Below are 17,682 nucleotides of genomic sequence, written 5' to 3' on the forward strand. Positions count from 1 at the left end.
ATGAAGGCCGAGCCCAAACCGAGTCGCGCCAGCGTCCTGCACGCGGTCATCGACACCACGCTTGCCCGACGAGACGGGCAGATCCCTACCGACATCGAGGGTATCGACAACTTCTTCGACGGCATCGAGGACCTTGCAAGCGCACTCCTTCTACGTTGGCACACACGCCTGATCGCATCGCTGGAACGCGGACTGTCCGATGAACCCGAGGATCGCGAGGAAGCCGTCATCGAGGCATGGCGCCACGCCACCTGGATCTACTGGGGCGTGCGAATGGTGATCGACGAACTGACGGAGAACCCACCGACCGAGACCATTGCCGAAGCCGTCCGCATGACCGCCCGCAACGACTGGGCAGCCATGGCCATCGCCGCCGGCCTGGCCAGCGGGTTCGACGAACCCGCCGCCCGCGTCGGCCATCGAATGGAGCTGGAGGCACGCCGCCGCAACCAGCTCGAGCGCAGCACGGCCCGGGACCCGCACGAACGAGGGTTTCTCATCAGACTCAAGGACGCGATCATCGGCCGCGCCTCGACCTCACCGCTCTCCGATACCTAGTGTCCAAGTTCCTGGGGAGTCGGGCCAATGTCATTCGCCGAAGCCACTGATCCGCGCGGCGGGCCCTAATCGAGCCTAGGAGCGGCCGGGGTTGGCGCGTTCACGCCGTCACCAGGTCCCGCGCCGGGACGTAGATGTTCCGGCGGCTCAGCCAGTCAGGCGTCTGTGCGCGGACCCGGTCCGGGGTGAGGAACGGGTGCTCGGGTGTCCACGGCGTGGGCAGCGATGAGCGGATCGACCAGGCCGGCGCGTCGAGTCCTGCCGACTCGAGTTCGTGAGCGACGACCGCAGCCAGCAATGCATCCCACTCGGCCGATCCGACCGAGGCGGGCTCGGCCGCCCATGAATCGAGGAGGATCTGGCGCAGTGTGTCGTCTTGTTCGCCGACGATCGCGTTGAGGTGGTCGCGGCCCTGGAGGAGCATCCGCCAGATCCACTCCCTTTCGCCGGCGAGGAAGTAGCCCCGCATCGCAGCAGCGGTGGCAGGCGCCGACATCAACCCACGGGCTTTCGCGGCGCCGAGAGCACGACCGAGCCGCTGGGCGCGGATGAGGAACTGGGCGAAGGGTCGGGTGTCGCCGGTGAGGTAGGTCGAGAGCCGCGGCGCCGAGGTCCCCAGTGCCCGGGCGAAACCGGCTTGGGAAAGGCCGCTGATGGTCACCGCGTCTCGCAGGAGGGTGATGACCTCGGCGCTGTCGCGGTCGAGTGGCTGTCCCATGCCCGGATTCTACCATTATCTAACTCGGTAACGGCTTCCCTCGCATCGATGCAACCAAGCTCCTCAGCGATCGGTCAGAGGTCCTTCGTGGCCAGGCTCGACAGGGCTTCGGCTATGACCTTGTCGCGGTTCTCGGCCGCGTGCTGATAGCGCAACGCTGCGCCGGCAGTGGAGTGTCCGAGGCGGGACATCAGTTCGGCCAGGGTTGCGCCAGTGCTGGCAGCCAGGACCGCTCCGGTGTGGCGAAGATCGTGGAACCGGAGATCAGGTCGACCGGCGGCCTCCCGGGCCTTGTAGAAGACCCTGTAGAGGGTGGCGGGCGCCAGGTGCTTCGTTGGGTCGCCAGCGGCAGGGAACAGGAGGCCATCGCGGCCTCCGGTGATGTTGTCGCTCAGGTGCGCCTTCACGACGGGGAGAAGGTGCGGTGGAATCGAGACGTCGCGCGTGCCCGCGTCTGACTTCGGCGTGCCGATGATGGACTCGCCCTTCACGCGGACCACGGCTCGGCGGATCTTGACGACGCCGTTGATCACGTCGAAGTCGTGGCGGCGTAGTTCGGTGATCTCTCCGAAGCGGAGTCCGCACCATGACGCGAGCAGGATCATCAGCCGGTAGCGCTCAGGCATCGCCTTCGTCAGTGCCTCGAGCTCAGCCAGGGTCGCAGGGGTGATCTGCTTGACGCGTTTCGTGTTGGCCGCGCCGCGAATGTGACAGGGATTGAAGTCGATCAGACGACGTTGCACGGCGTCGCCCAGGATCGTCCTGAGCAGGCCATAGGCATGTGCAGTGGCGGTCGGGGTCGCCTCCCCCATCCGGTAGTGCCAATCGTCGATCAGATCGGCAGTCACGTGCTTCAGGGCGACGTCGCCGAACGTCGGCAAGATCCGCGCGTCGAGAATCTGGCGATAGTGATAGCGAGTGCGCGGCTTCAACTGACGATGCGTGAGCCAGCGCTCGGCGTGCTCCCCGAACGTGAGTGGCTTAGTCGTCCTAGGCGGCGTCCAGTCCTCGTTGTTGATCTCGCGACGCCGATCGGCGAGCCACGCCTCGGCATCCTCAGCCGTCTCGAATGTCACCGATGCCTTGTGCCGGACTAGGTCGGGACCGAGGTAAGACGCCTGATAGCGCTTGCTTGGAAGCTTCCTGATCGCTCCGAACCCGCGCCTGCGTGGCATGCCCACTCCCCATTTTCGTGCAACAACGTGCAACAAGGATGGCAAAACCCGTGCATTTCTGTCCAGATGCAAAAGCGATACTGGATCCTGTTTCCGCAGGTCAGGGGCGTTTTGTCCACTAATGTCCAGTATCGCCGCATCCCGTGAAACAAGATTCAAACCCAGTATCGCCCACCAGCACGAAGAGGCCCCCGACCTGCGGCAACGCGGTGCGGGGGTCTTTCGCATCTCCCGCTCGTTCTCGTGACAGGCGAGGACGAGCGGCGCATGATGGGGCGATGGGTCGCGAGCATCCCCCGATCCCGCGCACCGGCGCGGCGTACCTGGATGCCCGCGGTGACGGTCGGACGATGCGCGTCAGCTGGCACTCCGAGGCCGACGTCGTGGTGTTCTCGCTGTGGCGCGACAATGTGTGCACCGGCAGCCTGCAGCTCGCCACGGAGGACGTTCCCGGCCTGATCGACCTGCTCGCGGACGGATTCTCCGGGCAAGAGGCGAGCACGGTCGCGGCCAGTCCGCGCTGCGGCTGAGGCGAGGGCGCCGCGCCGGCAAGGTCGGGCTCCACAACCACGAACGCCCCGGCGTGCCGAAGGCAGGCCGGGGCGCCCGGAGTGTCCGGCGGATGTGGGGTACGCCGGACACGAATGGTTGGGGAACCGGGGTCAACGCTACTGGTCTGACCTGTCTCGGCGGTAGAGAATCGCGACATCCACAGGAAACCGATAGGAAATCGAACCCACTGGTCTGGACCAGTTGTCCGGACGCTGAGCACCAGGAGCTGATGTGGCTGTCGTCGTCGAGAAGCAGGGACCGGTGACGATCGTCGCCCTGGACCGAGCAGAGGCGCGCAACGCCGTCGACTCCGAACATGCGGCACAACTGACCGCAGCCTTCACCGCGTTCGACCAGGACGACAGCGCAAGCGTCGCGGTCCTCCACGGGCGCGGCGGCACGTTCTGCGCGGGCGCCGACCTCAAGGCCGTCTCCCGCGGCGACGTCGTCATCGGCGCCCCGGGAGAAGGGCCGGCCGGGATGGGGCCGACCCGGATGCTGCTGAGCAAGCCGGTGATCGCAGCCGTCGAGGGGTACGCCGTCGCCGGCGGCCTGGAGCTCGCAGTGTGGGCAGACCTGCGGGTCGCGGACCCCGAGGCGAGCTTCGGGGTGTTCTGCCGTCGCTGGGGCGTGCCGCTGATCGACGGGGGCACCATCCGACTCCCCCGCCTCATCGGCCAGTCCCACGCGCTGGATCTCATCCTGACCGGGCGAGAGGTCGGGGCCGTCGAGGCGCACGCCATGGGACTGGCCAACCGGATCAGCGCGCCCGGGCAGGCCCTGGAAGAGGCGATCGCCCTGGCCGAGTCGATCGCGGCATTCCCCCAGACCTGCCTGCGGCAGGACCGGCTCTCGACCCACGAGCAGGCGTCATTGGACCTGGACGCCGCGATCGCCAACGAGTGGGAGCGCGGGATGACCTCGATCTCCGACGGCATGGTCGAGGGCGTGACCCGTTTCGCCTCGGGAGCGGGGCGCCACGGACGGTTCGACGAGCACGCGGTCGATCCTCAGCCGTAGGCGGATCCGGTCCTCGGCGACGACTTGACCGGCCGCAGGTTGGCGGCGGGGAGCCACTGGGTGACGATCCGTCCGTCACGCTCGGCATAGCTGACCAGGCCGCGCCAGCCATGCTCGTCGTTGCGCCACTCGAGGAGCAGGCCGGGAAGCTCGATCGGGACGAACTCCGGCCGGACCCACACGTGCCGGACTCCCGCCATGAGCCAACGATAGAACACGTGTTCGAATACGGAACAGGGGCCGTCTCCCTCGGGAGACGGCCCCTGTCGGGCGCTGAGCCGGCGAGGTCAGGCCGGCGGGCCTCCGGCCTCGGTCGTCGTCCCCTCCGGGCTGGGCGCCGGGGTGGGCGCAGCCGTGGGCGCGGGGGCCGGCCTGCTCGGTGGCGTGGCGCTGCTGCGACGAGCAGCGGCGAAGGCGGCGCCGCCGGCGGCGACGAGGCCGAGCAACAGGATCTTGCGACCGCGCTTGCGCTTCTTGGGGAGTTGGTCGGCCACGGTGGCCGGGAGTCGGTCGACGACGTCGTCCGGGATGCGGTCGGCGAGCGCCTCGCCGAGGCGCGTCGCGCGCTCTGCCGCGAGCGCCCGGCCCTGCTCGATGGCGGGCGGCGCCTTCTCCGCAACGGTCGACAGGACCGACTCGACCTTCGGTGCGAGCACGCCCCTCAAGTCCTCGGCCAAGGTCTTCACATCGGCCCTCAGGTCCTTGAGGTCGTGGTTGAGGTCGTGGGCAGTGGCGGCGCGGGTCATGGGCTCCTCCTCGCTGTCGGGTACGACGAGGCAGTACCCGTTGCGGGGATGACAACCCTGCCGACTGCGAACGAGCGTCAGCCGGCGGTGCGGACCAGCGTCAGTTGGCCACCGGCATCTCGGTGGCGCACTCGTTGCAGCGCACCCGGTGCTCGTCGGCGGCATGCGGATGGTCGATCAGCCGTAGGTGCCACCTGGTCTGCTCGGTCCGCTTGTAGCAACTGGGGCACCAGTCGTGCCTGACCCAAGGTCCGTATTCCCTCCCCATGGAGCAAAGCCTGCCCCCTCCACGAGGTCGTTGTCGCCCTCCCACGCGGCAAAAAGTCGACGCCGCAGCAGGTCTGCACGATCGGGGCGCGGAGCGGTAGTCCGTCGGGACCATCCACCCGTGCGGGTGTCCCGGGCCGGGCTTGCCGAGCGATCGGCTCAGTCCCCGTCGGCTCGTCCCCGTCGGCTCAGTCCTGGTCGGCCCGGTCCTCGTTGTGGGTACCGGGCCGCGGCGCCCAGGGGAGCTCCTTGGCCGGGCGGACCACGATGAGCCGGTCACCCCGGGCGAGCAGGGTGACGACCGGGTCGAAGTAGCGATAGACCTTGTCGTCACGGACCACCGCGATGACCTGGTCCGGCAGGGACTGAGGGGGCATGCCGACCTCGTTGACGAGCAGCTCGCGCTCGGCGACCTCGAGGCCCTCGCCATAGGTCAACAGGTCCTCCATGACCGTGCCGAGCGTCGGCGACAGGGTCGACAGGCCGAGCAGGCGTCCCACGGCGTCGGAGGAGGTGATGACCGAGTCCGCCCCTGACTGCCTCATCAGCGGTGCGTTCTCCTGCTCGCTGACCGACGCCACGATCCACGCGTCGGGATTGAGCTGGCGCACGGTCAGGGCGGCGAGCACGTTGGAGTCGTCGCGGCCGGTGGTGATGATCACCTGGTCGGCGCCGGCCACGCCCGCGCGCTGCAGCACTCCCCTGCGCGTGGCGTCGCCCGACACGACGGCGAGCTGATCGGCGTGGGCGTCGGCGAGCGCGACGGGACTCGGGTCGACGACCACGACGTGGTCGCGGTCCAGCCCGTTGTTGACGAGCGTGTCCACGGCGCTGCGGCCCTTGGTGCCGTAGCCGATGACCACCACGTGGTGTCCCATGTTCTTCCTCCAACGGGCGATGCGGAAGAGCTCCCGGCCGCGGGCGGCGAGGACCTCGAGCGTGGTGCCGATCAACAGGACCAGGAAGCCGATGCGGGCCGGCGTGATGATGAAGGCGTTGATCAACCGCGCGCCGTCGCTGACCGGCGAGATGTCGCCGTAGCCGGTCGTCGAGAGCGTGACAGTGGTGTAGTAGATCGCGGCGACCAGCGAGATCGTCCCGAAGGGGTCCTCGGCGGTCGCATCGCCGGTGTCGCGGTAGCCTTCGCGGTCGAGATAGACCAGCAGCACGGTGCCCACGAGGATCCCCAGCGCCAGCAGCAGCCGGCGCCCCAGCTCCCACCAGGGCGAGCGGGCGCGCTCGGGGAGAGCGATCCGGCCCACCGAGGGGCTGTTTCCCGGGCCTGCCGGCACGTCCTCCACGCCGGCGAACCTACTCCACCCGCTCCGCCGGACGGCGCAGGAGGCGGTTCACCAGCTCCCGGCGTGCCCGCTGCGTGGCCTCCTGCGGGAAGACCTCGTCGAAGGCCGCGTTGACGCCGGCGCCGATGAGGACCGCCAACGCCGCGATGTAGAGCCAGACCAGGATGGCGATCGGCGCCGCCAGCGGTCCGTAGATCGAGTGCGAGTCCTGGGCGGTGACGGTCAGGACCCAGCGGAGCAGGTAGGAGCCGCCGATCCAGCTCAGCAGCGAGAACGTCGCCCCGGGCAGGTTGAAGCTCCAGCTGGTCCGGACCGGCACCGAGACGTGATAGAGCGTTGCGAGGAAGCAGATGCAGATGACGACCACCACGGGCCAGTAGAAGGTCGTCAGGAACTCGGCCCGGTTGGGCAGCCAGGTGCGTACGAGCTTGGGGCCGGCGACCATCAGGGGGAGCGTGATCGCGCCGGTGATCACGGCGAGGATGTAGAGCACGAACGACAGCGCCCGCGTCTTGACGATCCCCCGGTGCCCGCCCAGGCCGTGCATGATCGTGATGGTGTCGACGAACACGTTGAGGGCCCGCGAGCCGGACCACAGCGCGAGCACGAAGCCCAGCGAGATGACGTCGAACCGGCCACCCTGCAGCACGTCGTTCATCGTCGGCACGATCACCTTGTTGACCGCCGTGTCGGTGAGGAACGTCGAGAACAGGTCGACGACCGCGCGCCGTACCTCCTCGATCTGGGCGGCCGTGAAGTGGATCGTCACGTAGCCGATACCGCCCGCGAGCGCGAAGATCAGCGGCGGCACGGAGACGACCGCGAAGAAGGCGCCCTCCGCAGCGAGTCCGGTGACGCGGTACTTCAGGCAGGAGCTCACCGTCGTCACGATGAGGCGCCAGCACAGGTGGAGCACCTGGCGCACGCGGCGCGGCAGCCGCCCCCATCCGCGCTGGAGGTACGACGGCCCGGGCTCGCTCCCCGTGTCGTCGACCATGGCGCCACGCTATCGGGCGCCGGCCCCGGGTCCCGGGTGACCGGGCCGGGGTCGGCGCCCGAAGGACGGCCGACCGGTCGTCAGACCGACTGCGGCACCCGCTCCTCGCTCCGCTCGCCCTCGGCCGCGTCCGCCGGCGCCGGGACCTCGGCGTCGGGCTCGTCGAGCATCGTGGACTCGTCGAACGGCTCGGCCCCGGAGAGCACCCGGTCCAGCCGGTCGCGGTCCAGACCGCCCGTCCAGTGGCCGATCAGCACCGTGCCGACGGCGTTGCCAGCGAAGTTCGTCAGGGCGCGGGCCTCGGACATGAACCGGTCGATGCCGACGATGAGGCCGACGCCGTCGACGAGCTCGGGGCGGTGCGACTGAAGTCCGCCAGCGAGGACGGCCATCCCGGAGCCGGTCACGCCGGCGGCGCCCTTGGCGGCGATCATCATGAAGAGCAGCAGCGAGACCTGCTCACCGAGGGCGAGCGGCGTGCCGACCGCCTCGGCGATGAAGATCGCCGCCATGGTCAGGTAGATCGCGGTGCCGTCCAGGTTGAACGAGTAGCCGGTCGGCACGACGACGCCCACCGTGGTCCTGTCGACGCCGGCGTGCTCGAGCTTGGCGATCGCGCGGGGCAGCGCCGACTCCGACGAGGACGTGGCAAGGATCAGCAGGAACTCACGGCCGAGGTAGCGCAGCAGCGCGAAGATGTTGATGCCGGTCGCGACCTTGAGCAGTGCGCCGAGGACGACGAAGACGAACGCGAAGCAGGTGACGTAGAAGCCGATCATCAGCACTGCGAGGCTCCTCAGCGCGTCCACCCCGCCCTGGCCGGTCACGGCCGCCATGGCGCCGAAGGCCCCGACGGGCGCTGCCCACATGATCATCGCGAGCAGCCGGAAGACCAGGCGCTGGAGGTGGCCGACGACGACGAGGACCGGGGCTCCGACCGCGCCCATGCGCTGCAGGGCGAAGCCGACCAGCAGGGCGACGAAAAGCGTCTGGAGGACGCTGCCGCTCGTGAAGGCGCTGAACAGCGACGTCGGGATGATTCCGAGCAGGAACGCCACCGTGTCGCCGTGCCCCTCGGCTGCCTTGTCCTGGGCGGTCGCGGCGGCCTCGGCGGTGATGTTCAGGCCCTCGCCGGGGTGGAGCAGGTTGCCGACCACCATGCCGATCGCGAGCGCCACCGTCGACATCACGAGGAAGTAGACGAGCGCCATGCCGCCGACCCGGCCGACCTTCGCGGCGCTGGCGACGGAGCCGACGCCGAGCACGATCGTGCAGAAGATGATCGGCTGGATCATCATCTTGATGAGGTTGATGAAGCCCTCACCCAGCGGCTTGAGCTCGACAGCGACACTCGGGAACAGCAACCCGGTGCCGATGCCGAGGACCACCGCGACGATCACCGCGATGTAGAGGTAGTGGGTCGCGCGGGAGCCGTGGCGGCTCGGCGCGGAAGTGCTGGTCGTGCTCATGGTGTCTCCCCGTTCGGGCTGGTGGTCAGGCCGTGCTTCCGGGCCGGCCCCCAGCCTCGCGCCGGAGGTGACGACGGTCACCGTTGTGTTCGTTGTGTTCGTGGCGCAGGTCACAGGGCCGCGCCGCCGGTGGGCCAGAATGGCGAGGTGCCCCGCCTCCGCCTGCTCCGCGACCGGCCGGTCGCTCGACAGGTGCTGCTCCTGCAGGTCGGCACGGTCCTGATGCTCGTCGTCACCGGCATCCTGATGGCGTCGTACGACGCCCGGCGGGACTCACGCAGTCGGGCGACCCAGCGCGCGGTGGCCGTCGCCCAGACCGTCGCGGACGCCCCGACGGTCCGGACCGCGCTCGCCTCCCCCGACCCCACTGCGCTGCTGCAGCCGTGGACCGAGGAGGTCCGCCGCGACACGGACACCGACTTCGTCGTGGTGATGGACCTCGACCGGATCCGCTTCACCCATCCCGACCCGGACCAGATCGGGCAGCGGTTCGTCGGTGACCTCGGCCGGGCGCCGGACGGCGAGGTCTTCACCCAGGAGTACACCGGGACGCTCGGTCCCTCGGTCCGGTCCGTGGTGCCCGTGCAGCGCGACGGCGAGGTCGTCGCCCTGGTCTCGGTCGGGATCACGGTCAGCGACATCAACCGCGGGCTGCGCCGCGACATCACCGTCGTCGTGCTCTGCGGCGTGCTGATCCTGGGCCTCGGTCTCGCCGGCGCCTGGCTCCTGGGCCGGCGGTTGCACCGGGTGACCCACGGGATGGGTGAGCAGGAGCTCGCGCGGATGTACGAGTACTACTCGGCCGTCCTGCACTCCGTGCGGGAGGGCCTGCTCCTGCTCGACGGCGAGGGGCGCGTCCAGCTCGTCAACGACGAGGCGCGTCGGTTGCTGGACCTGCCCGACGACGTCCTCGGCCGCCCGGTCGAGGGTCTGGGGCTCGCGCCGGGCCTGGTCGCCGCGGCGCGTGGCCGCACGGCCGAGTCCGACGATCTCTACCTCGCGGGTGAGCGCCTCCTCGTCGTGTCCTCCGCCCCCGCGCGATGGGAAGGGCGGGAGGTCGGCGCGGTGGTCACGCTGCGCGACCACACCGAACTGCGGTCGGTGACCGGTGAGCTCGAGGTCGTCCGCCGCCTGACGGAGTCCCTTCGATCGCAGAACCACGAGGCGGCCAACCGGCTGCACACGGTGGTGTCGCTGATCGAGATGGGCAGGCCGGCGGACGCCGTCGCCTTCGCGACCGACGAGCTGCAGGTCGCCCAGCTGCTGACCGACCAGGTCGTCGACGCGGTGGACGACCCGGTCGTCGCCGCGGTCCTGCTCGGCAAGTCCGCGGAGGCGGCCGAGCTGGGCGTCGAGCTGCGGATCGAGGGAGCGCTGCCGGCCGTGGACGGCATCGCCTCGCGTGACCTCGTCACCGTCCTCGGCAACCTGCTGGACAACGCCTACGACGCCCTGGCCGGCGCCCCGAGCCGGCAGGTCCGCGTGCACCTCGCCCGCGAGGTCGGACAGCTGCGGATCACCGTCGACGACTCGGGCCCCGGCCTCGACGAGGATGCGGCGACGCGCGCGCTGAACCGCGGGTGGACGACCAAGGCGGAGCCGGGCACGGGTCGCGGCCTCGGACTGGCCCTCGTCGTCCAGCTCGCCCGCCGTCATGGCGGCGAGGTCCAGGTCGGGCGCTCCCCCCTCGGCGGCGCCCGGTTCACCGTCACGATGCGGACGGCCGCACCATGACCGTGCGCGTGCTCGTCGTCGAGGACGAGGCACTCGCCGCGGAGGCCCACGCGGCCTACGTCGCCCGCGTGCCCGGCTTCGAGGTCGCTGCCGTGGCCCACTCCGCCCGTGACGCCGTCCGCGAGCTCGATGCCGCACGGGAGCGCCAGCAGCCCGTCGGCCTGGTGCTGCTCGACATGAACCTGCCCGACGGGCACGGGCTCGGGCTGCTGGCCGCCCTCCGCGGCGCCGGCCACCTGTGCGACGTCATCGCCGTCACCGCGGCCCGGGACACCGAGATCGTCCGGAGGGCGGTCGGTCAGGGCGTGGTGCAGTACATCCTCAAGCCCTTCACGTTCGCCACCTTCCGCTCCAAGCTGGAGCAGTACGCCGACTACCGCTCCCGGATGGACGCCGCGCCCGACGAGGTCGTCCAGGACGAGGTCGACCAGCTGTTCGGCGCGCTGCGACCCATCGGCACCGCGCCACTGCCCAAGGGCATGAGCGCGGAGACGCTGCGCAACGTCACCGCAGCACTGCGCGACGCCGCCGGCGACCGGTCCGCCAGCGAGCTGGCCGAGGTGGTCGGCACCTCACGGGTGACCGCCCGCCGCTATCTCGAGCACCTCGCCGACCAGGGCCTGGCCGCCCGCGGGGTGCGCTACGGCGCCAGCGGCGGCCGACCGGAGGTCAGCTACCGCTGGTGCTGATCGCGCGATCAGGACAGGTCGAGGCCGGGGTAGAGCGGGTGCTTGTCGAGCAGCTCGGCCGACGCGGCGCGGATCTTGTCGGCCACACCCTCGCCCAGGACGTACGACGCCTTCGACGGCGCACCCGCTGCCGTGGTGCCGGCCTCGGTGTTCTGCAGGACGTGGACGATCAGGTCCGCGACGGTGTCGAACTCGTCGCCGCCGAAGCCACGGCTGGTCAGCGCCGGGGTGCCGATCCGGATGCCGGAGGTGTACCAGGCACCGTTGGGGTCGGACGGGACGGAGTTGCGGTTGGTGACGACGCCGGCATCGAGGAGCGCGGACTCGGCCTGACGCCCGGTCAAGCCGTAGGAGGACACGTCGAGCAGGACGATGTGGTTGTCCGTGCCGTCGGTGACCAGCTTGGTGCCGCGCTTCTGCAGGCCCTCCGCCAGGGACTTGGCGTTGTCGGCGATCGACTGGGCGTAGGACTGGAAGGCGGGCGTGCGGGCCTCGGCGAAGGCGACGGCCTTGGCGGCCATGACGTGCGAGAGCGGGCCGCCGAGGACCATCGGGCAGCCGCGGTCGACACTCGGGGCATATTCCTCGGTGGCAAGGATGAAGCCGCCGCGCGGGCCGCGCAGGGACTTGTGCGAGGTGCTGGTGACGACGTGGGCGTGCGGGATCGGGTCCTCGTCGCCGGTGAACACCTTGCCGGCGACCAGGCCCGCGAAGTGCGCCATGTCGACCATCAGCGTGGCGCCGACCTCGTCGGCGATCTCGCGCATCTTGGCGAAGTTGACCCGGCGCGGGTAGGCGGAGTAGCCGGCGACCAGGATCAGCGGCTTGAACTCCTTGGCCTTGGCGCGCAGTGCGTCGTAGTCCAGCAGCCCGGTCTCGGGATCCGTGCCGTACTGGTTCTGGTGGAACATCTTGCCGCTGATGTTGGGGCGGAAGCCGTGGGTCAGGTGGCCACCGGCGTCGAGGCTCATGCCCAGGAGCCGCTGGTTGCCGAGCTCGTGGCGCAGCTTCTCCCAGTCGGCCTCGGTGAGGTCGTTCATGTTCTTGACGCCGGCGTCCTTGAGCCAGGGGCCCTCGACACGGTGGGCCAGGATCGCCCAGTACGCCGTGAGGTTGGCGTCGATGCCGGAATGGGGCTGCACATAGGCGTACTCGGCGCCGAACAGCTCCTTGGCATGCTCGGCGGCGAGCGACTCGACGGTGTCGACGTTCTGGCAGCCGGCGTAGAAGCGGTGCCCGACGGTGCCCTCGGCGTACTTGTCGCTGAACCAGGTGCCCATGGTGAGGAGCACGGCCGGCGAGGCGTAGTTCTCACTGGCGATCAGCTTGAGCGACGCCCGCTGGTCGGCGAGCTCCTGCCGGGTCGCGTCGGCGATGCGCGGCTCGACCGACGCGATCACCTCGAGCGCCTGGCGGTAGGCGCTGCTGACGAGTTCACCACTGGGGGCCGGGAGGGACTGCTCGCTCATGGGCCACAGCGTAGTGGCGCGGACCCCTCGCGCCCGAAAGGGTGACGAGCGCAGGGGCGGGGCATGGTTGGCGAGGCCTCCCACGGTGTGACGTGCATCGCAGGCACCTCCCGCGGCACGCCGTACCCACCGGTAGATGTCCACAGTTCGGGACGGCTGTCCACGTCATGAGATTCCGATTTGGTGACGACGCGTCCGAAGGATGAGACTCGTTGACATGGTCACTGCTGCCACCCATGCGCACCTCGTGGTTCGACGCCACGTGGACTTCGGGCGCACGCGCAGCATGATGTGTTGGCCCCGCTGATCACGCCGACCGCCATCCCCGAGCCGCGCGCCTGACATCGACGGGCGCGCCCATCAGCGAAGGACCTCCCGCCCGCATGCCCGATCTGCGCTTCAAGCCCGAGCGAGCCAAGCTCACCGAGATCCCGCGCCCCAAGCGCGCGGAGGGCCAGTGGGCCCTCGGCTACACCGAGCCGCTCAACAAGAACGAGCAGTCCAAGAAGGACGACGACCCGCTCAACGTGCGGGACCGGATCCTCTACGTCTACTCCAAGCGGGGCTTCGACTCGATCGACCCCGCCGACCTCCGCGGTCGGTTCCGCTGGATGGGTCTCTACACCCAGCGCCGGCCCGGCATCCTCGGCAACCAGACGGCTGCGCTCGAGGAGGAGGAGCTCGACGACCGCTACTTCATGCTGCGGGTCCGCTCCGACGGCAAGCTGCTGTCCCCCGCTGCGGTCCGCACGCTCGGCACCATCGGCGTCGACTACGCCCGCGACACCGCGGACGTCACGGACCGCGAGAACATCCAGTACCACTGGATCCAGATCGAGGACGTACCGGCGATCTGGGAGCGCCTCGAGGCGGTCGGCCTGCACTCGCTGGAGGCCTGCGGCGACTCGCCCCGCCCGTTCCTGGGCTCCCCCGTCGCCGGCGTGGCCAAGGACGAGATCATCGACGGCACCTCGGCCCTGGAGGAGATCGAGCGCCTCTACATCGGCAACAAGGACTTCTCGAACTTCCCGCGGAAGTTCAAGACCGCGCTGACCGGCCACCCCAGCATGGACGTGTCGCCGGAGACCAACGACGTCTCCTTCGTCGCCTCGGTGCACCCCGAGCACGGCGCCGGCTTCGACGTGTGGGTCGGCGGCGGGCTGTCCACCAACCCGATGGCCGCGCAGAAGCTCGGTGTGTGGATCCCACTCGACGAGGTCCCCGACGTGTGGGCCGGCGTCGCCGGCATCTTCCGCGACTACGGCTACCGTCGCCTGCGCTCGCGCGCCCGCCTCAAGTTCCTGGTCGCCGACTGGGGCGTCGAGAAGTTCCGCGAGGTCCTCGAGAACGAGTACCTGGGCAAGAAGCTCGACACCCTCGAGTCGCCCGCCGCGCCCGTCGGCCACCGCGACCACATCGGTGTCCACGAGCAGAAGGACGGCCGGTTCTACGTCGGTCTCGCCCCGTCGGCAGGCCGCGTGTCCGGCACGGCGCTGGTCCAGCTGGCCGACCTGATGGACGAGTACGGCGTGCAGGGCGCCCGCCTCACGGCGTACCAGAAGATCGTGCTGATCGGCGTCGACGGTGACAAGGTCGAGGCGCTCCTCGAGCAACTGGACGGCATCGGCCTCACCGCGCGTCCGTCCAACTGGCGCCAGAACACGATGGCCTGCACCGGCATCGAGTTCTGCAAGCTCGCTCTCGTCGACACCAAGGAGCGCGCCCGCGCCCTGACCGTCGAGCTCGAGAAGCGGTTCCCCGACCTGGACACGCCGATCACGATCAACGTCAACGGCTGCCCCAACGCCTGCGCCCGCACCCAGGTCGCCGACATCGGCCTGAAGGGCCAGATGGTGCTCTCCGACGGTGAGCAGGTCGAGGGCTTCCAGGTGCACCTCGGCGGCGCGACCGGCCTGCGGACCAACTTCGGTCGCAAGCTGCGCGCCCACAAGGTGACCAGCGCCGACCTCGACGACTACGTGACCTCCGTCGTCACCAACTACCTCGCCGACCGCAACGACGGCGAGGCGTTCGACGAGTGGGTGCACCGCGCCGACGAGGGCCTGCTGCGCGGCGAGAAGACGCTGGAATCGGTCTGATGTCCGAGTCGGTCGAGCCGCAGGGCGGGCGGGGCGCGCGGGGCGCGTCACCGTTCCACTGCCCCTATTGCGCGGAGACCGACCTGTGGCCGCTGGAGAGCGGCGGCTGGGAATGCCGCGGCTGCCTGCGCTCTTTCAAGATCGAGTACCTGGGGTTCACCGCCCCGTCCGCCCGCACCCCTGAAGGAGGTGCCTCATGACTGCCGCCACCACCCGGGCCGCCCGCGCTTTCCGCGGCGCCCACACCGACGGCCGCTCCCCCGAGGAGCTGCGCGAGCTCGTCTCCCACTGGGGTGCCGAGCTGGAGCTCGCACCCGCCGAGAACATCATCGAGTGGGCTGCCGCGACGTTCGGCGAGCGCTTCTGCATCACCTCCTCCATGGGCGACGCCGTGCTGGCGCACCTCGCCGAGAAGGTCGTGCCCGGCGTCGACGTCGTCTTCCTCGACACCGGCTACCACTTCGCGGAGACCGTCGGCACCCGTGACGCCGTCCAGGCCACCATGAACGTCAACCTGATCAGCATCACCCCGGTCCAGACCGTCGCCGAGCAGGACGCGGCCTACGGTCCGGAGCTCTACAAGCGCGACCCCGACCTGTGCTGCGCCCTGCGCAAGGTCAAGCCGCTCGCCGACTCGCTCGCCGGCTACGACGCCTGGGCGACCGGGCTGCGGCGCGCCGAGACCCACAACCGGGTCATCGCGCCGGTCATCGGCTGGGACGCCAAGAAGCAGAAGGTCAAGGTCTCGCCCATCGCTCGTTGGTCGGACGAGCAGGTCGAGCGCTACATCGCGGACAACGGAGTCCTCGTCAATCCACTGGTCTATGACGGCTACCCGTCCATCGGCTGCGCGCCGTGCACCCGCCGGGTGGCCCCCGGCGACGACCCGCGCAGTGGCCGGTGGGCCGGCACCAACAAGACCGAATGCGGCATCCACTCATGAGGATCCGTACGACGGAAGGGGGGACGTGATGACTGCTCCCGCACTCATCGCCCTGGCCCACGGCAGCCGCGACAAGCGCTCCGCCGAGACGATCACCCAGCTGGTCGACGCCACCAAGGCACTGCGACCCGACCTGCGGATCGAGAAGGCATTCCTCGACCACGCCAAGCCGGGCTTCCACACGGTCGTCGACCGCCTGGTGCGCGCCGGCTTCGACGAGATCGTCGTCGTACCACTGCTGCTCGTCGAGGCCTTCCACGCGAAGGTCGACGTGCCTGAGCTCGTCGCCGAGGCGACCACCCGGCACCCCGGCCTGCGGATCCGCGCCACGGAGGTGCTCGGCCTCGAGCCGCGCTTCCTGGAGGTGCTCGACGAGCGGCTCCGCGAGGCGCTGAGCGTCAACCGGGTCCGCGAGCTCGACGCCCTCGTCCTCGCCGCCGCCGGCACCACCGATCCGCTGGCCAACCAGGCCGTCGCCCGGCTCGCCCGGCTCTGGGGCGCCCACCACAAGCTGCCCGTCAGCGCCGCCTACGCCTCGGCCGCACCGCCCGCCACCGGCGAGGCCGTGCGCGCCTTCCGGGCGCAGGGCCGCCGCCACATCGCGGTCGCCTCACTCTTCCTCGCCCCCGGCCACCTGGTCGACCGCGCCTCCGAGCTCGCGCTCGAAGCCGGGGCGATCGCCGTGTCCGAGCCACTCGGCGCGCACCCCGAGGTCGCCCGCACCATCCTCGCCCGCTACGCCGTCGGAGCCGTCGAGCTCGTCCCGGTCTAGAGGACCAGCTGCTCCAGCAGGTGCTCGAGGGTGCGGTCCGGGTCCGCGGTGATGCCACCGTGGACCGGGCCCGGTTGGAGCACCGTGCTGCGCGGCGCCTTGAGCAGCCCGAAACGGGTGCCGTGGTCGTCGCGGACCTCACGGACGCCGTAGGACGTCGCGCGGAGTGCCGCGCCATAGGCGGCATGGGCCTTCCCCGCACAGATCCGCTCGATCGCCGCCAGGGCGGCGCGCACCGCATCGATGTCGAGATCGGCCGAGAAGGCCCGCAGACGGTCCGCATCGACGGCGCTGCGCACGCCCAGGAACTCCGCGTCGGGGCAGTGCACCACGACGCCGACGTTGACGAACTCCTCGCGCTCCACGCGGGGCACGCACCGCAGCGCGACGTACTGGTAGGGATTCATCGGCCGACTCCGTCGCCGGCGTCCGTCGGCAGCCACGGGCGGGTGCGCTCCGCGCTGTCGCGCCGCGCGCCGAGGAACCTCACGTAACGATCGCGCAGCTCCTGCGCCGTCGCAGCGCCCGGCACCGGCTCGAGCCAGACGTCGGGGACAGAGGCCAGCACCTCCCCCAGCGCCGCGTCGTCGAGCCGGGCGACCAGAGCAGCGTCCTGGGCCCGCGCCGCAGCGACGTGCGAGCGCAGGATGTGCTCGGAGATGTCGTAGGGCTGGACCGCGAAGCGCTGCGGGTCACCGGGGCTCCCCGGCCACGAGTGATGGAAGTAGAGCGATGCGCCGTGGTCGATGGCCTGCAGGGTGCCGCGCCACACCAGCAGGTTGGGGTTGCGCCAGCTCCGGTCGACATTGGCGGTGAACGCGTCCAGCCACAGCACCCGGCCCGCAAGCTCGCCGTCGGGGATCGTCGTCGGGTCGTAGCCGAACGACCCCGGCAGGAAGTCGATCCCCAGGTTGGGCCCGGCACTCGCGTTGATGAGGTCCTGGACCTCCTCGTCCGCCTCATAGCGGGCGATCTCCGGATCGAGGTCCAGCACCACCTGGTCGGGCGTCGGGATCTCCAGCAGGCGGGCCAGTCCCGCGACGACCACCTCGGCGACGAGCACCCGCGGACCCTGACCGGCACCGCGGAACTTGCACACGTAGGTGCCGAGGTCCTCCGCCTCCACGATCCCCGGCAGGCTGCCGCCCTCGCGCAGCGGCGTGACGTAGCGGG

18 protein-coding genes are annotated in these 17,682 nt (G+C 70.2%); 8 read left to right on the forward strand and 10 right to left on the reverse strand.

All coding sequences use genetic code 11. The annotated features are described in order from the left end of the window. The gene (locus E9934_RS10600; RefSeq protein WP_056756832.1) at window positions 1-558 is read left to right on the forward strand and encodes a hypothetical protein; all 558 of its coding nucleotides are present in this window, start codon (window positions 1-3) and stop codon (window positions 556-558) included. 100 nt (window positions 559-658) lie between these two features. Here E9934_RS10600 and E9934_RS10605 read toward each other — a convergent pair whose 3' ends face one another. Together E9934_RS10605 and E9934_RS10610 are read right to left on the reverse strand one after the other, a co-directional pair. Further along, a complete protein-coding gene (locus E9934_RS10605) occupies window positions 659-1,276 on the reverse strand; it encodes a helix-turn-helix domain-containing protein (protein WP_056756837.1) in 618 nt (205 codons plus the stop codon). Between the two features lie 74 nt (window positions 1,277-1,350). Beyond that, the gene (locus tag E9934_RS10610; RefSeq protein WP_477529282.1) at window positions 1,351-2,679 is read right to left on the reverse strand and encodes a tyrosine-type recombinase/integrase; all 1,329 of its coding nucleotides are present in this window, start codon (window positions 2,677-2,679) and stop codon (window positions 1,351-1,353) included. Between the two features lie 50 nt (window positions 2,680-2,729). Here E9934_RS10610 and E9934_RS10615 point away from each other — a divergent pair, with 50 nt between their 5' ends. Both E9934_RS10615 and E9934_RS10620 read left to right on the forward strand, forming a co-directional pair. Further along, window positions 2,730-2,981: a hypothetical protein gene (locus tag E9934_RS10615; protein WP_136562847.1), complete on the forward strand. Its 252-nt coding sequence runs from the start codon at window positions 2,730-2,732 to the stop codon at window positions 2,979-2,981. Window positions 2,982-3,234: 253 nt separating this feature from the next. Next, a complete protein-coding gene (locus E9934_RS10620; RefSeq protein WP_136562848.1) occupies window positions 3,235-4,023 on the forward strand; it encodes a crotonase/enoyl-CoA hydratase family protein in 789 nt (262 codons plus the stop codon). Here E9934_RS10620 and E9934_RS10625 read toward each other — a convergent pair. From E9934_RS10625 to E9934_RS10645, 5 genes are all read right to left on the reverse strand, one after another. Continuing rightward, entirely contained in the window at window positions 4,014-4,223 is a 210-nt protein-coding gene (locus E9934_RS10625) for a hypothetical protein (protein ID WP_136562849.1), read from the reverse strand. The two genes, E9934_RS10620 and E9934_RS10625, sit on opposite strands and share 10 nt — an antisense overlap. Window positions 4,224-4,310: 87 nt before the next feature. Further along, the gene (locus tag E9934_RS10630) at window positions 4,311-4,769 is read right to left on the reverse strand and encodes a hypothetical protein (RefSeq protein ID WP_136562850.1); all 459 of its coding nucleotides are present in this window, start codon (window positions 4,767-4,769) and stop codon (window positions 4,311-4,313) included. Window positions 4,770-5,224: 455 nt separating this feature from the next. After that, on the reverse strand, window positions 5,225-6,337 hold the full coding sequence (locus E9934_RS10635; RefSeq protein WP_238694886.1) for a potassium channel family protein: 1,113 nt from the start codon (window positions 6,335-6,337) through the stop codon (window positions 5,225-5,227). A gap of 10 nt (window positions 6,338-6,347) precedes the next feature. Next, on the reverse strand, window positions 6,348-7,334 hold the full coding sequence (locus E9934_RS10640; RefSeq protein WP_136562851.1) for a YihY/virulence factor BrkB family protein: 987 nt from the start codon (window positions 7,332-7,334) through the stop codon (window positions 6,348-6,350). 80 nt (window positions 7,335-7,414) lie between these two features. Beyond that, window positions 7,415-8,803, reverse strand: a complete 1,389-nt coding sequence (locus E9934_RS10645; protein WP_136562852.1) for a cation:dicarboxylate symporter family transporter — start codon at window positions 8,801-8,803, stop codon at window positions 7,415-7,417. A gap of 147 nt (window positions 8,804-8,950) precedes the next feature. On the opposite strand from E9934_RS10645, the gene E9934_RS10650 reads away from it, so the two are divergent. Further along, on the forward strand, window positions 8,951-10,537 hold the full coding sequence (locus tag E9934_RS10650) for an ATP-binding protein (protein WP_238694887.1): 1,587 nt from the start codon (window positions 8,951-8,953) through the stop codon (window positions 10,535-10,537). Further along, on the forward strand, window positions 10,534-11,226 hold the full coding sequence (locus tag E9934_RS10655; protein WP_136562853.1) for a response regulator: 693 nt from the start codon (window positions 10,534-10,536) through the stop codon (window positions 11,224-11,226). The genes E9934_RS10650 and E9934_RS10655 overlap by 4 nt, the downstream gene beginning before the upstream one ends. Before the next feature lie 8 nt (window positions 11,227-11,234). On the opposite strand, the gene E9934_RS10660 is transcribed toward E9934_RS10655, so the two are convergent. Beyond that, window positions 11,235-12,695 (reverse strand): glycine hydroxymethyltransferase, encoded by a 1,461-nt coding sequence (locus tag E9934_RS10660; RefSeq protein WP_136562854.1) that lies wholly within the window; start codon window positions 12,693-12,695, stop codon window positions 11,235-11,237. 383 nt (window positions 12,696-13,078) lie between these two features. Between E9934_RS10660 and E9934_RS10665 the strand changes: the two genes are divergently transcribed. The 3 genes from E9934_RS10665 to E9934_RS10680 all read left to right on the forward strand — a co-directional run bounded on the left by E9934_RS10665 (window position 13,079) and on the right by E9934_RS10680 (window position 16,509). Then, window positions 13,079-14,794, forward strand: coding sequence for a nitrite/sulfite reductase (locus E9934_RS10665; RefSeq protein WP_136562855.1), 1,716 nt, complete (start codon window positions 13,079-13,081; stop codon window positions 14,792-14,794). A 196-nt stretch (window positions 14,795-14,990) separates the two neighbouring features. Beyond that, window positions 14,991-15,737 carry a phosphoadenylyl-sulfate reductase gene (locus E9934_RS10675; protein WP_136562857.1) on the forward strand — a complete coding sequence of 249 codons (747 nt, stop codon included), beginning with the start codon at window positions 14,991-14,993 and terminating at the stop codon, window positions 15,735-15,737. 28 nt (window positions 15,738-15,765) lie between these two features. Further along, window positions 15,766-16,509 (forward strand): sirohydrochlorin chelatase, encoded by a 744-nt coding sequence (locus tag E9934_RS10680; protein WP_136562858.1) that lies wholly within the window; start codon window positions 15,766-15,768, stop codon window positions 16,507-16,509. On the opposite strand, the gene E9934_RS10685 is transcribed toward E9934_RS10680, so the two are convergent. Both E9934_RS10685 and E9934_RS10690 read right to left on the reverse strand, forming a co-directional pair. Continuing rightward, the gene (locus E9934_RS10685; protein ID WP_136562859.1) at window positions 16,506-16,916 is read right to left on the reverse strand and encodes a DUF3037 domain-containing protein; all 411 of its coding nucleotides are present in this window, start codon (window positions 16,914-16,916) and stop codon (window positions 16,506-16,508) included. The genes E9934_RS10680 and E9934_RS10685 overlap by 4 nt on opposite strands. Next, a partial coding sequence (locus E9934_RS10690; protein ID WP_136562860.1) for a HipA family kinase occupies window positions 16,913-17,682 on the reverse strand: 770 nt, incomplete at its 5' end. The genes E9934_RS10685 and E9934_RS10690, both read right to left, overlap by 4 nt.

The sequence above is a fragment of the Nocardioides caeni genome (assembly GCF_004912195.1).
Classification (GTDB): Bacteria; Actinomycetota; Actinomycetes; order Propionibacteriales; family Nocardioidaceae; genus Nocardioides; species Nocardioides caeni.